Genomic DNA, 13994 nt, shown 5'->3' with positions numbered 1-13994 from the left:
GTTTCCGTAGGTAAACTAGAAATATGGTACACTGGAATAGAGGTGAAATGAATGGAACCATTTGTTGTGAATAATCGTAAAGATGAGGACCCAGCTTTGTTTATGCTGGAACCATGGACCTCTTTCGATAAAATAACCGTAGGATTTACAGGACGACATGGAGGAACTGGTAAATCTCCATATGAGAGTTTGAATTGCGCTTTTCATGTTGGTGATGATTCTCAAGATGTTATAAATAATCGCCGTACAGTAGTTGAGACATTAGGTTTTCCTTTTGATGCATGGACATGTGGTGAACAGGTCCATAGTAATCATGTGGAGATCGTTCACCTTGAAGATAAAGGGCGCGGTAACATCGATCGATCATCTGCATTTCAGAATACGGATGGGTTGCTCACGAATGTCCCTGGTATACTCTTAACTTCCTTTTATGCGGATTGTGTGCCTTTATATTTCTATGATCCCATGAAACAAGTGATTGGCCTTGCCCATGCAGGTTGGAAAGGGACGGTATCAAGAATAGCTTCAACCATGGTAGATAAGATGGTGCAAGAGTATGGTAGCCAAATTCATGATATCCGTGCTGCTATCGGTCCTTCTATTGGGTCATGCTGTTATGAGGTAGATGATAAGGTGATGTTATCGGTATACGATTTAGAGAAAGATGTCTTGGGTAATAGTACTTATTCCGCATCATGGTATCTTAAAAAGAATAACGGGAAAAGTATGCTAAACTTGAAAGAAATGAATCGACAGATTATGATGAAAGCAGGAATAATGCCGAGTCATATCGAATGTACAACATATTGTACAAGCTGCCGCAATGATTTGTTCTTCTCTTATCGTAAAGATGGAGGAACTACTGGACGTATGGCAAGTTGGTTAGGCTTAAAGTGAGGTGGGTTTTTTTGACTTTTAAAGATCGTATTAACGACGTAGAGACTCGCATAAATGATGCTTGCATAAGAAGTGGTAGATCTAGAGAAGATGTACATGTAGTTGCTGTTACCAAGTATGTTTCTTTGGAGATGACAGCTGAAGTTCTGAATCAAGGGCTCATTCATGTGGGTGAGAATCGATGGCAGAATGCTGAAGAGAAGTGGAATGCATTAGGTAACCAAGGAGTTTGGCATTTCATCGGGCATCTTCAGACGAACAAGGTGAAGGATATCATCGATAAGTTCCATTATATCCACTCACTGGATCGTCTTTCTCTAGCCCAGACACTAGAGAGTAAGGCGAAATCCTTGGGATTAGTCGTGCAGGTGTTTGTTCAAGTTAATATTTCAGGCGAAGATTCTAAATATGGTCTATCACCTGAGAAAGTGGCATCTTTTCTCGAAGAGATTAAGGGATTCACTCATATTAAAGTCATTGGATTGATGACTATGGCTCCATTTGAGGGGCATCCTGAAGATACACGTCCGATATTCCGAGCCTTAAGGGAATTGAGAGATGAGCTTAACCGGCAGTCCCTTACAAGCGAACCTATCACAGAATTATCAATGGGGATGTCGAACGATTTCGAAGTCGCGATTGAAGAAGGATCTACTTGGGTACGTTTAGGATCTATTCTAGTGGGGAAAGAGGAGGGCTAAAGATGGGTGTCATGAATCGTTTTATGAACTTCATGGGTTTACAGGAGGAAGAAGAGGTAACTGAGCGTGAGCCTCTTGCGGTAGATGAAGAGGAATACGCACCAACAAGTCCTGAACCGCGTAAGAATCAAAGAAGTAATGTCGTTAGCATTCACTCACAGAAAAATGTTAAAGTAGTATTAGTTGAGCCGCGTTCATATGATGAAGCACAGGAAATTGCTGATCATTTGCGTTCCCATCGTACAGTTGTTATGAATTTGCAACGTGTCCGTAATGATCAAGCCTTTCGTATTATCGATTTTGTCAGTGGAACGGTGTATGCTTTAAGTGGAAGTATTTCGAAAATTGGTGGTAACATATTTCTATGCACCCCAGATACAGTGGAGATCCAAGGTAATATCTCGGAGATTTTAGCTGAAGAACTAGAATATAACAGAATGAGGTGAGCCCACTTTGTACCAGATTGATCGTATTATCGATATGCTTTTCAATATTTACTTTTATATGATTGTTATTTATGTGTTAATGTCTTGGCTTCCAAACTTACGTGAGAATTTCATAGGTGAGCTCTTGACTAAGTTGGTTGAACCGTATTTATCTGTGTTCCGCCGATTTATTCCACCGATTATGGGAATGCTTGATATTTCTCCAATTATTGCATTGTTCGTATTACAATTTGTCCAATCTGGATTGAAATTTGTCATCCACTCGATATTTTTCTAGGGTTGATGATGCGACTGGATATACTTGATCATTTTCACCCAGATGAACGCGAGTTTGTGGACAGAGCTTGGGAATGGGTCGTTAATGCTGGCGAATATCATGAAGTGAAACTGACAGATTTTCTGGATCCTAGGCAATCTTTTATACTGCAAACATTAGTTAATCGACACCCTGATGTACATATTCGATTATACGGTGGGTATGCTGAAGCAGAAAGGTGTCGTGCTATCATCGCCCCCGATTATCGTGATCTAGACAACGAATATATGGGGATGGCTGTACTAAGTATCTACTCAGGTGATCAGAAATTTCTTCAACTCGATCATGGTGACTATATGGGATCCATCCTTAATCTGGGTATTAAACGGAGTAAGATAGGCGATATCCATGTTCTGGAAGATGGTTGTCATACGGTCGTTGGGGAAGATATTGCATCATACCTTCATATGCAACTTAATCAAGTGCACCGTGTTCATGTACAGAGTGAGGTTTTACCGCTAGAATCATTGCGGACAAGTAAAGTCTCTCTTGAAACCATGGACCTTACGGTCGCTTCGTTACGTCTTGATGGAATTTGTGCAGATGTGTACCGACTTAGTCGTAGCAAAATTCTAGTGCCGATTAAAGCTGGACGATGTCGGGTCAATTGGAAAGTGGAAGAGAATCCCTCCTCAGCTTTAAAAGAAGGAGATATCATTTCGCTTCAAACCTTCGGTCGTTTCAAGGTTATAGAGGCTGGAGAAATGACGAAAAAAGGACGGTACCGTGTTAAAATCGGAAAATTTATGTGAATACATTGCAGGAAGTGAGTACTTCTTGTCGAATTGAGTTATCCAAGGTCAATTAATGGATTCAGTTTTTTGAACCGAAATTTTCAGGAGGTGCGCATCCATGCCATTAACACCATTGGACATACATAACAAAGAATTTGCCCGCAGAATTCGCGGTTATGATGAAGATGAAGTGAATGAATTCTTGGATCAAGTGATAAAGGATTATGAGGGTGTCATTCGGGAGAACAAAGAATTACAGAACCAAATGTTTACTCTTCAAGAAAGATTAGATCATTTCATTAATATTGAGGATTCTCTTTCCAAGACAATTATTGTAGCCCAAGAAGCTGCAGATGATGTGAAAAGTAATGCTAAGAAAGAATCTCAATTAATCATTAAAGAATCCGAGAAGAACGCGGATCGGATTATCAATGAAGCGTTATCTAAATCACGGAAAATTTCGATGGAAATCGAAGAATTGAAGAAGCAGGCATCTATTTATCGGACCCGTTTCCGTAGTCTCGTTGAAGCTCAATTAGAGTTACTTAGCATGGATGGATGGGAAACATTGGAGAGCCGTGAAGAAGCGAAGGAAGTCTACTAGGCCTTAGCCGGGTTGACTTTTTCTGCGAAAGAAGCTATAACTATAGTCACAATCTGATTTTATTGAATTTGATGATGGGATAAGTACCATAAGGAACTGTTCTTCAGAGAGTTGGCATTATGCTGAAAGCCAATGTACAGACCTTTAGCGGAAGATCCTCCCGGAGAAGTGAAGCTGAAACGTCCTTGACGCGTGTAAGCTAAGCCGGTCTGCCGAACGTTATATCGGCTCCATGCTATTAATATCAGCATGGACTTGAGATGTCGCCTATGAAGTATTTAATTTATGAGCGAAATTAGGGTGGTAACGCGAGCTAAAGTCTCGTCCCTTTGGGGATGGGGCTTTTTTTGCGTGCCGATCCCCCTAAATCCCCCTTAAGAAGGGGGGCCCCAGAGGGCCTGCCCTCTGGACTCCTGAAAGTTCGGTGGAGGGAGTTAGTGTGCGGAGAGCAGTTACGCTATAGGTGGGAGCGGTTCTTCCTCGCCTCCCTTCGGGATATCTCGGTCACCTTCCATGCGAAGGGTGCCTAGCCGGCTTCACTCCTCGTTATGCACTGTTGAATGAGGGACTGCGACTGCGACGGTGTTTGAGTTACTTGAGGGTGGTGGAAGTCCCAGCCTCGACTCCCCTATGGGGACGTCCTCGGGGTCTTCCACCACGGCGGGGTAGCTGGGATTGGCGCAGGTCAACAGACGAGTGAGTGACTGCGACGCTCCTGAGTTACTTTGGGGTGGTTGGAAGTCCCAGCCTCGACTCCCCTGCGGGGACGACTTCGGGGTCTTCCACCACGGTGGGGTAGTTGGACTTGGTGCAGGTCCACAGACGAAAGAGGGCATGCTACGAACGAAGTAGCTCTAGAAGAAAGAAAGCGTGCCTTATACTTTGCGAAGGCAAAGTATAAGGAGAAAAGCGGGGATACGCTCCCAAATGAACTAGATACAGCCTATGTAGTTATTACGACGAAATTTTGGGTGTCCAGAGGGCTAGCCCTCGGAATCCCCCTTACAAAGGGGGACTTAGGGGGATGGACTCCCTGATATATTGAAAGGAATGATCATTGATGAATAGAGTAGATGTCAAAGAAAAAGCTCGCGCTAGAGACCAACGTATTCTGAAGAAATGGAAAGATGAGAATACATTCAGTAAGTCCATGGTGAATCGTGAAGATAAACCGAATTTTGTATTTTATGAGGGCCCTCCGACTGCGAATGGTAAGCCACATATCGGTCACGTTCTTGGACGTGTAATTAAGGATTTCATCGGTCGTTATCAGACGATGAAAGGATATCATGTCGTACGTAAAGCGGGTTGGGATACACATGGTCTTCCTGTAGAGCTAGGCGTACAGAAGCAGCTAGGAATCACGCATAAGCAAGAGATCGAAGAGTATGGCGTGGAAGCTTTTATCAAGAAGTGTAAAGAAAGTGTCTTTGTCTATGAACAGCAGTGGCGTGACCTTACTGAAGCGATTGGTTATTGGACAGATCTTGATAATCCATATATCACATTAGATAATAAATACATTGAGAGTGTATGGAACATTCTAGCAACTGTACATGATAAGGACCTTCTTTATCGTGGACACCGTGTAAGTCCATATTGTCCAGATTGCCAAACAACACTTAGTTCTCATGAAGTAGCACAAGGTTATAAGGACGTTAAAGATTTGAGTGCTACAGCTAAGTTTAAGTTGCATGACAGTGGTGAATATGTTTTAGCTTGGACAACAACACCTTGGACGTTACCTGCACACGTAGCGCTAGCTGTGAATCCAGAAATCGAATATGCACGAGTGAAGCAAGAAGATGGCGTTTATATCGTTGCTAAGAAATTAGTGGAAGATGTAATCCATGGTGAGCATGAGGTTATTGGTACGCTGAAAGGTTCGGACTTGGTTGGTAAGACTTATGATCCTCCGTTTAATTATGTTCAAGTAGAGAAATCTAATGTAGTCGTTGGTGCGAAATATGTAACGGACTCTAGTGGTACGGGTATTGTTCATATGGCTGCAGCTCATGGTGAAGATGACTATAGAGTATGTAAAGAGAATGACATCACTTTTGTGAATGTCGTTAATTTAGAAGGTTGTTACGTCGATGAGGTCACTGATTTAGCAGGACGTTTTGTTAAAGACTGTGATGTGGATATTATCAAAATGCTCTCAGAGAGCGGTATGTTATACAGCAAACTGAAATATGAACATAGTTATCCATTCTGCTGGCGTTGTGATACCCCGTTACTTTATTATGCAATGGATAGTTGGTTTATTAAGACAACAGCTATCAAGGATCAATTGATTGCTAACAATAATGAAGTTGAGTGGTTCCCTGGTCATGTACGTGAAGGTCGTTTCGGTAAGTTCCTAGAGGAATTAGTGGATTGGAACATTAGCCGTGATCGCTATTGGGGTACGCCATTGAATATCTGGGTATGTGAAGAAACGGGAGAACAGTTCGCACCTCACAGTATTGCGGAGCTTAGAGCTCGTGCTATTGGGGATGTACCTGAGAACTTGGAACTGCATAAACCATATGTAGATGACGTTAAAGTTCAGAGTTCATGCGGTAAATATATCATGACTCGTACACCTGAAGTGATTGATGTATGGTTTGATAGTGGTTCCATGCCGTTTGCACAACAACATTATCCTTTCGAGAATCAGGAAACATTCGAAGCCCAGTATCCTGCTGATATGATCTGTGAAGGGATTGATCAGACGCGTGGATGGTTCTACAGTCTATTGGCTGTCTCCACTATGCTGACTGGGAAAGCTCCGTATAAAGCGGTTATGGCGACAGGACACGTTCTTGACGAACAAGGACAGAAGATGTCTAAGTCCAAGGGGAATGTAATTGACCCATGGGATATCATTGAAGAGTATGGTACGGATGCTTTCCGTTGGGCGCTATTGTCTGATAGTGCACCTTGGAATAGTAAACGTTTCTCCAAAGGGATTGTAGGAGAAGCGAAGTCTAAGATGGTTGATACGTTAGTGAACACACATGCATTCTTAACTCTTTATGCTAGTATTGATGGGTATAATCCGGCGGAACATCCGTTCCAACCATCGAATCACAAGCTTGATCGTTGGATTGTATCTCGTTTGAATAGCGTAATCAAGACGGTCGATAAAGCATTAGCTGTTAATGATTTCTTGAATGCTGCTAAGGCGATTGAAGATTACATCGATGAACTTAGTAACTGGTATATCCGTCGTTCACGTGATCGCTTCTGGGGAAGTGGCCTTACGGAAGATAAGCTTGATGCATACCGTACATTGACGGAAGTCTTAATCACAACGGCTAAGCTTATTGCACCATTTACACCGATGTTGGCAGAAGACATCTATCTAAACCTAAGTGGTGGAGAAAGTGTTCATCTAGATGATTATCCACAAGCAAATGAATCACTTATTGATGAGGCGCTTGAACAAGATATGGAGACTGCGCGTCGTGTTGTAGAACTCGCACGTAATGTTCGTAATGAGAAGGGTATTAAGACACGTCAGCCGTTGTCTGAATTGATTGTATCGATTGATCGTAATTTCGATCTACCTGGGTACGAGGATATTATCAAAGAAGAAATCAACGTCAAGAATATCCATACACAGAACGATGATAGTGGATTGGTTAACTTCACATTGAAACTTAATTTGAAGGTTGGCGGAAAGAAATACGGTAAGAATGTAGGTTTCTTGCAGAACTTCTTTAAGGAAATGACTTCCGAAGAAACACGTAAAGCTGTGGAAAGTGGCATTCTTAATGTCGTGTCACCTGAGGGAGAAGAGTTGCAGATTACACCAGATGAACTGTTGATCGATAAACACGCGAAATCTGGGTTCGCTTCTGCTTCAGGTTATGCAATCACAGTGGCACTTAATACCGAAATCACACCTGAGTTGGAACAGGAAGGCTGGGTTCGTGAAGTTATCCGTGCAGTTCAAGATTATCGTAAAAAGCTTGATCTTCCGATTGAGAAACGTGTTATCTTAACACTGGATGTTTCGGATGAGTTGAAAGCTGCGATTACAACATTTGATCATGTACTACGTGAAAATGTGTTAGTAAATGAAGTGTTGTATGGAACGAAAGGAACGATGGAGCAAATAGAGATCGCGGGGAATCCAGTAGGAATCCATATCGCAGATTAATACCATGCTTTTTGGAACATAATAGAAATAATTAAAAAAGAAACGAGCCTTAAGCCGAAGATCGGGATGAATTAATCCCGGAACAGGCTAGGGCTCGTTTCTTCTTATCATGAAGTGAGTTCGGAGAAGGAGCGGAAAGATATGGTGCAAGGGAATATCAAGGATTCTACAATACAGAAAGACGTCTCAGAAGATAATCATACGCTGTTGGTCAAGATAGCACAGCAACTAGAGGAATCACGAATTCAAGAATACACACAATTGTTACATCGACCTTGGCGTTTAATCTGGCTTAATATACTATCGGGTACTGCGCGTGGCGTAGGAATTGCCATAGGTTTTACTTTTTTTGCAGCTACCATTATTTATTTTTTACAAGTACTTGGGGCGTTGAACTTACCTATCATTGGAGATTATATTGCAGATATTGTACGTATTGTGCAACGTCAATTGGAGTTGAATTATTAAATTACATGCTTGGGTCATCTTCAAGTGAATTAATGCCTTCTCCTTTTTCCATGTATGTCTGGTAGTGGCGATTTCGTATAATCCCTGTGGGATTCCCTTCAATATCTGAGGCTAGAAAGCTTTCTATGGGTTCAACACAGCCTTCGATCTCTTCATCTGCCTCAATGGCCATTTCATTATAACTTTCAATATTATTTCCTTCAGCCATTGCAGGGGAATTAGATGTACCCCATCGCTCTAGTGTTTGCCAGGTGTCTTCTCCATCGAATCCATTCTGATCGTCACGTTCATCCAAGCTAGTTCGACCAAATGGAGGCATGAGGAGCTCTTCTTCTACAGGGCGATCATTGGAGACGACCTGTCTTGGCGAGTGATCCTTACAGAAACCTGTTGCAGGAATGGCTTCTAGACGTTCATAGGAAATATTTTGATCACAAATGCTACAGCGACCATAAGTACCGTTTTCTATCCGAGCAAGTGACGTTTCAATTCTTTCCAATTGCAAGGCATCATGCTCCAGAAGAGAGATATCCATCTCACGGTAATACAGTTCGGTTGCAACATCAGCCGGATGGTTGTCTATATTGGAAAGTTCACCTGTTGAATCGCGCATGGACTCTTCAAGACCGTGATGATCGTTCTCTTTGGTACGGTGTGTAATGTCTTCACGTTCAAGCTCCAACTGACGACGTAGATGATCGATTTGGGATGGTGATAGTGATTGTGTCATTTTGAGGCTCCTTTCTGTTACCTAGGGAGAATCACATTTACTCTCTTGCTATAGAGTGTGCGTATTATCATGGTTTTACATAAGGGAAATGTTCTCGGCTTTGGCCCTTTATGGACGATTTTGGACAGCCTGTGCTACAATGAACGAGTCTATAATACGAAGTTATGACCTTTCACTTTCCCTCGCTAATGATAAAGTGAGACGGTGGAAATCATAAGATTGGAGTGACATGTTGCTGTGATATACTACATAATTGCGTTCGTTGCTTTTTTGGTGGATCAAGGAACTAAATATTTGATTGCTAGCCGGATGGAATTGACTGAACAAATACCGGTGATTGGCAATTTTTTTCTGATAACATCACATCGAAATCGCGGTGCAGCCTTCGGGATCCTTGAGAACCAAAGATGGTTCTTTATTGTGATTACGATTATTGTGGTTGTCGGGATCATTTGGTACTTACAGAAAGTGATGAGAACGAATAATAAGTTATTACCTCTTGCACTTAGCTTAGTACTTGGTGGAGCAGTCGGGAATTTTATTGATCGTGTCTTGACCGGTGAAGTGGTGGATTTCTTGCAATTTAATTTCGGGAGTTATGAATTCCCCATTTTTAATGTGGCGGATTCCTGTATTGTAATTGGTGTAGGACTTATTATTTTGGATTCATTGCTTGATATGAAAAGAAACCCAGTTAATTCGAAAACGGAAGGAAATGAAGAAACGTGAAAGACATCGAGACGCACGAAGATGAACTATTGAATACAGATTTGGAAATACGCGAGTGGATCGTTGATGAGAACTTTGCTAAAGAGCGAATTGATAAATATATAACTGAGGTATGGGAAGAAGATGTTTCTCGTTCTCAGGTGCAACTGTGGATTACCGGTGAACACGTAAAGGTGAATGGTAACACGGTGAAAGCTAATTACAAATTAGTCTTAGGAGATCGCGTTGAGGTTGTTGTTCCTGAAGTAGTATCGGTTGAGATTGTGGCTGATAACATTCCACTTGAGGTTGTTTATGAAGATCACGATCTTATCGTAATAAATAAACCAAGAGGGATGGTGGTGCATCCGGCACCAGGTCACTCATCAGGTACGCTTGTGAATGCATTGATGTACCATTGTAAAGATCTATCAGGTATTAACGGTGAATTACGTCCTGGTATTGTCCATCGTATCGATAAAGACACCTCTGGATTGATTATGGCTGCGAAGAACGATAAGGCACATGCTTCTCTTGCGGCACAGCTGAAAGAGCATTCCGTGACTCGACGTTATATTGCATTGGTTCATGGTAGTGTGAGTCACGATCAAGGTACCGTAGATGCACCTATTGGACGAGATACGGTTGATCGTAAAATGTACACGGTTAAGGAGAAGAATAGTAAGCATGCCGTAACCCATTTTACAGTGAAAGAACGTCTTGGGGATTACACGCTTCTAGAACTACAACTTGAGACAGGGCGAACACATCAGATCCGTGTGCATATGAAGTTTATAGGTCATCCATTGGTTGGTGATCCGATCTACGGTCGTAATAAAGGACTTAAATTAAAAGGACAGGCGCTTCATGCTACTGTATTAGGCTTCATACATCCTTCGAGTGGTGAGTATATGGAGTTCAGTGCTGGCATTCCAGAAGAATTGGAAGAATTGCTTACAGGTCTACGTAGTCGCTAAAAGTACAAATGATAAGTTCATTAGTCCATGGCATATAGCCATGGATTTCTTCATATTTAGGAGAGAGATTACCTAATATAGGAGATGAACTAAATATGAGTATAAAACAATATCAAGAGACGTATATTCAATCCAATTTTGCAGAGCGCATCGGTGGCGCAAACTACGGTAAAGATACAGCTATATATAAATTTGAGAAGATCAAGCGGGCTAAGGCAGCTGCGCAGAAGGATTTCCCAGAGATCGAATTAATTGATATGGGTGTGGGAGAACCGGACGAAATGGCTGATGCTGGAATTGTGGCCAAGCTAGCTGAAGAAGCTGCTAAGTCTGAGAATAGAGGATATGCGGATAATGGAATTCCATTATTCAAAGAAGCTGCAGCGAAATATTTGAAAGAAGTATTCCGTGTAGATGGCATCGATCCAGACAATGAAGTTGTCCATTCCATCGGTTCCAAGCCTGCACTTGCCATGTTACCGTCTTGCTTCATCAATCCAGGGGATATCACGATAATGACGGTTCCTGGCTATCCTGTGCTAGGTACACATACCAAGTATTTAGGTGGAGAAGTATACACGGTTGAATTGAGACAAGAGAACAAATTCCTACCGAATCTAAATGAAATTCCTGAAGATATTGCGCGACGTGCGAAGTTACTGTATCTGAATTATCCGAATAACCCAACAGGTGCGACCGCAACTGTAGAGTTCTTTACTGAAGTAGTAGCGTGGGCTAAGAAATTTGATGTCGTTGTTGTCCATGATGCACCTTACGCTGCTTTAACTTATGATGGATTAAAGCCACTTAGTTTCTTGTCTATCCCAGGTGCTAAGGATGTAGGTATAGAGTTACATTCGCTGTCTAAATCTTATAATATGACAGGATGGCGTATTGGATTTGTGGCTGGTAACCCATTGATTGTCAAAGCATTCAGTGATGTGAAGGACAACAATGATTCGGGTCAATTCATTGCGATCCAAAAAGCCGCAGTATACGCGTTGTCTCATCCGGCAATTACAGAAGAAATTGCTCTTAAGTATTCCCGTCGTCATAACTTATTGGTAGATGCACTGAATGAACTTGGTTTCACAGCAGAGAAGCCAAAAGGATCTTTCTTCCTTTACGTTGAGGCTCCTAAAGGAGTTAAAGGTGGTCAACGATTTGCATCGGGTGAAGACTTCTCTCAATTCCTCATTCGTGAGAAGTTGATTTCAACGGTACCATGGGATGATGCAGGTCATTTCGTTCGTTTCTCTGTAACGTTCATTGCGCAGGGTGAAGAACAAGAGAAACTTGTTATTAGTGAAATTAAACGCCGCTTGAGTGATGTGAAATTTGAATTTTAATTAGAAGGTATCTGCCTATGGCAGGTACCTTTTTCCATCTTGTGCAGAGTTGACATCATGAATCGCTTTATGTCATAATTCTTGTAGAAGAATAGCACCTTTAATTCAGTCCCGTGAGACTGGCAAGGTTACGTGAACCGAGGTTCACTGCATGACACTCGTCTGTTTTTGTACGAGTTGTGACGTGGTACCTCTCATTCAATCGAATTGTCGAATGAATGACTAGTAAACTCCTTGCCTATGGGCAAGGAGTTTTTTTGTTAAGTCGCGGGAGATTATGAAATAATTCCTACAAGAGGAGCAATGAATAATGATTAAAGAAGTGCACGTTATTATGGATGAGACAGCTATACGTCGGGCTTTGAGTAGAATCGCACATGAGATTCTAGAGAAGAATAAAGGGATTGAAGACTGTATCCTAATAGGAATTCGCAGGCGAGGTGTTTACCTGGCTCAGCGAATAGCGGAAAGAATTCAGGAAATTGAAGGCACGCCTATCGCATGTGGTGAGCTGGATGTGACTGCCTATCGTGATGATCGATTGGAAGAACGAACCCTTATTTTTGAAGACGGAGATCTTGCTGTGAATCAATTGAAAAACAGCTTGGGAAATGTAAGTATACATGATAAAAAAATTATATTGTTCGACGATGTTCTTTTTACGGGTCGTACGATTCGTGCAGCAATGGACGCTTTAATGGATTGCGGACGACCTCGAATGATTCAGCTGGCGGTGCTAGCAGATCGAGGGCATCGAGAGTTGCCTATACGACCGGACTATATTGGGAAGAACGTACCTACTTCAAATCACGAAAAGATTGATGTAGCACTGATGGAGTTAGATGGTAAAGATGAAGTCACCATCTTGCAATACAGAGAGGAGAGAAATTCATGACGACAGCAATCAACTTGAAAGATCGTAGCCTGCTTGGCTTAAAAGACATAAGTCGAAATGAAATTGAATCGATTCTAGATAGAGCAGCATACTGGGAATCGCAGACAGAGAAAGTTGTTCCAATTCTGAGTTCGCAATTTGTCGCTAATATGTTTTTTGAGAATAGTACAAGAACAAGATTTTCCTTTGAAATGGCAGAGAAACGACTTGGTGCAGAGGTACTGAATTTCTCATCAGCGGCTTCTAGTGTGGAGAAGGGCGAGTCCATCTACGATACGGTGAGAACTCTTGAATCCATGGGCATTGATGCAGGCGTTATTCGAATGAAGCCAGATGGAATACTACAGAATTTAGCAGAGACCATCAAGGTTCCATTGATTAATGCAGGGGATGGTAATAATGAGCATCCTACACAAGCACTACTTGATTTGTATACGATGCGGAAGAATTTTGGAGAACTAAAAGGTTTGAAGGTATCCATTATCGGAGATATACGCCATAGTCGTGTTGCACGTTCGAACTTGTGGGCATTGCAGAAATTTGGAGCTCAGGTCAGCTTCTGTGCACCTGAAAGTATGGCAGCTCCAGAACTTGAACAATATGCTCCTTATGTATCCATGGATGAGGCACTACAGTCTGATGTCGTAATGATGTTACGTGTTCAGTTGGAACGTCATGCAACGGGGATACTGAAATCAGGAAATGAGTACAGAGAACAGTATGGTTTGACAGAGGCAAGGGCGTCCAATTTATCCAAAAATACAATGATTATGCATCCGGCGCCGGTTAATCGGAATGTAGAGATTGATGATGCTGTTGTAGAAAGTGCTCAATCATTTATCTTCCCACAAATGAGTAATGGTGTGCCTATTAGAATGGCAGTCATGGAACGTGCATTAAGAAAGTAAGGAATAATATAAATAGACATAAGCATATTTATTAATAAATATACACAAAAATGAATTAATATTATACAATAGATTGAAGCCAATGTGCTCAATCAACGAGCGGAGGTTATC

Annotated in this window: 15 protein-coding genes and 1 other annotated feature; of the genes, 14 read left to right on the top strand and 1 reads right to left on the bottom strand. The window is 41.8% G+C overall.

All coding sequences use genetic code 11. The features are described 5' to 3' along the window. The first annotated feature begins 51 nt into the window (after positions 1-51). From pgeF to BW961_RS02660, 9 genes are all read left to right on the top strand, one after another. Positions 52-897, top strand: coding sequence for a peptidoglycan editing factor PgeF (gene pgeF / locus BW961_RS02700; RefSeq protein ID WP_068590691.1), 846 nt, complete (start codon positions 52-54; stop codon positions 895-897). 11 nt (positions 898-908) lie between these two features. Continuing rightward, on the top strand, positions 909-1598 hold the full coding sequence (locus tag BW961_RS02695) for a YggS family pyridoxal phosphate-dependent enzyme (protein WP_068590690.1): 690 nt from the start codon (positions 909-911) through the stop codon (positions 1596-1598). A gap of 2 nt (positions 1599-1600) precedes the next feature. Next, the gene (locus BW961_RS02690; RefSeq protein WP_068590689.1) at positions 1601-2044 is read left to right on the top strand and encodes a cell division protein SepF; all 444 of its coding nucleotides are present in this window, start codon (positions 1601-1603) and stop codon (positions 2042-2044) included. 34 nt (positions 2045-2078) lie between these two features. Then, on the top strand, positions 2079-2321 hold the full coding sequence (locus BW961_RS02685; RefSeq protein WP_068590732.1) for a YggT family protein: 243 nt from the start codon (positions 2079-2081) through the stop codon (positions 2319-2321). Positions 2322-2326: 5 nt separating this feature from the next. Then, positions 2327-3112 (top strand): YlmH family RNA-binding protein, encoded by a 786-nt coding sequence (locus BW961_RS02680; RefSeq protein ID WP_068590687.1) that lies wholly within the window; start codon positions 2327-2329, stop codon positions 3110-3112. 100 nt (positions 3113-3212) lie between these two features. Continuing rightward, positions 3213-3698, top strand: a complete 486-nt coding sequence (locus tag BW961_RS02675) for a DivIVA domain-containing protein (RefSeq protein ID WP_068590685.1) — start codon at positions 3213-3215, stop codon at positions 3696-3698. A gap of 62 nt (positions 3699-3760) precedes the next feature. Then, positions 3761-4030 (top strand) — a binding site (T-box leader). Between the two features lie 343 nt (positions 4031-4373). Further along, positions 4374-4550, top strand: coding sequence for a hypothetical protein (locus BW961_RS30265; protein ID WP_156510170.1), 177 nt, complete (start codon positions 4374-4376; stop codon positions 4548-4550). 208 nt (positions 4551-4758) lie between these two features. After that, positions 4759-7848: an isoleucine--tRNA ligase gene (ileS, locus tag BW961_RS02665; protein ID WP_068590680.1), complete on the top strand. Its 3090-nt coding sequence runs from the start codon at positions 4759-4761 to the stop codon at positions 7846-7848. A 141-nt stretch (positions 7849-7989) separates the two neighbouring features. Next, positions 7990-8316 (top strand): DUF5665 domain-containing protein, encoded by a 327-nt coding sequence (locus tag BW961_RS02660; RefSeq protein ID WP_244555842.1) that lies wholly within the window; start codon positions 7990-7992, stop codon positions 8314-8316. A gap of 1 nt (position 8317) precedes the next feature. Here the strand turns inward: BW961_RS02660 and BW961_RS02655 are convergent, their stop codons facing one another. Then, positions 8318-9046: a TraR/DksA C4-type zinc finger protein gene (locus BW961_RS02655; RefSeq protein ID WP_068590678.1), complete on the bottom strand. Its 729-nt coding sequence runs from the start codon at positions 9044-9046 to the stop codon at positions 8318-8320. A gap of 237 nt (positions 9047-9283) precedes the next feature. Between BW961_RS02655 and lspA the strand changes: the two genes are divergently transcribed. From lspA to BW961_RS02630, 5 genes are all read left to right on the top strand, one after another. After that, entirely contained in the window at positions 9284-9775 is a 492-nt protein-coding gene (gene lspA, locus BW961_RS02650) for a signal peptidase II (RefSeq protein ID WP_068590676.1), read from the top strand. Further along, positions 9772-10731, top strand: coding sequence for an RluA family pseudouridine synthase (locus BW961_RS02645; protein WP_068590674.1), 960 nt, complete (start codon positions 9772-9774; stop codon positions 10729-10731). The genes lspA and BW961_RS02645 overlap by 4 nt, the downstream gene beginning before the upstream one ends. Positions 10732-10826: 95 nt before the next feature. Next, complete coding sequence (locus BW961_RS02640) at positions 10827-12080, top strand: LL-diaminopimelate aminotransferase (protein WP_068590672.1); 1254 nt, start codon at positions 10827-10829, stop codon at positions 12078-12080. A 310-nt stretch (positions 12081-12390) separates the two neighbouring features. After that, positions 12391-12975: a bifunctional pyr operon transcriptional regulator/uracil phosphoribosyltransferase PyrR gene (pyrR, locus tag BW961_RS02635; protein ID WP_068590669.1), complete on the top strand. Its 585-nt coding sequence runs from the start codon at positions 12391-12393 to the stop codon at positions 12973-12975. After that, the gene (locus BW961_RS02630) at positions 12972-13883 is read left to right on the top strand and encodes an aspartate carbamoyltransferase catalytic subunit (protein WP_068590667.1); all 912 of its coding nucleotides are present in this window, start codon (positions 12972-12974) and stop codon (positions 13881-13883) included. The genes pyrR and BW961_RS02630 overlap by 4 nt, the downstream gene beginning before the upstream one ends. Positions 13884-13994 lie beyond the last annotated feature (111 nt).

Source organism: Paenibacillus macquariensis (assembly GCF_900156375.1).
GTDB classification, from domain to species: Bacteria; Bacillota; Bacilli; order Paenibacillales; family Paenibacillaceae; genus Paenibacillus_AQ; species Paenibacillus_AQ macquariensis.
The sequence above is the reverse complement of the archived record's forward strand: the minus strand, read 5'-3'. Positions and strand labels throughout refer to the sequence as shown.

Coding starts and splice junctions, on each gene's coding strand:
- pgeF (WP_068590691.1), top strand. CDS start 52: ATGGAACCATTTGTTGTGAATAATCGTAAAGATGAGGACCCAGCTTTG.
- BW961_RS02690 (WP_068590689.1), top strand. CDS start 1,601: ATGGGTGTCATGAATCGTTTTATGAACTTCATGGGTTTACAGGAGGAA.
- BW961_RS02685 (WP_068590732.1), top strand. CDS start 2,079: ATGCTTTTCAATATTTACTTTTATATGATTGTTATTTATGTGTTAATG.
- BW961_RS02680 (WP_068590687.1), top strand. CDS start 2,327: ATGATGCGACTGGATATACTTGATCATTTTCACCCAGATGAACGCGAG.
- BW961_RS02675 (WP_068590685.1), top strand. CDS start 3,213: ATGCCATTAACACCATTGGACATACATAACAAAGAATTTGCCCGCAGA.
- ileS (WP_068590680.1), top strand. CDS start 4,759: ATGAATAGAGTAGATGTCAAAGAAAAAGCTCGCGCTAGAGACCAACGT.
- BW961_RS02660 (WP_244555842.1), top strand. CDS start 7,990: ATGGTGCAAGGGAATATCAAGGATTCTACAATACAGAAAGACGTCTCA.
- BW961_RS02655 (WP_068590678.1), bottom strand. CDS start 9,046: ATGACACAATCACTATCACCATCCCAAATCGATCATCTACGTCGTCAG.
- BW961_RS02640 (WP_068590672.1), top strand. CDS start 10,827: ATGAGTATAAAACAATATCAAGAGACGTATATTCAATCCAATTTTGCA.
- pyrR (WP_068590669.1), top strand. CDS start 12,391: ATGATTAAAGAAGTGCACGTTATTATGGATGAGACAGCTATACGTCGG.
- BW961_RS02630 (WP_068590667.1), top strand. CDS start 12,972: ATGACGACAGCAATCAACTTGAAAGATCGTAGCCTGCTTGGCTTAAAA.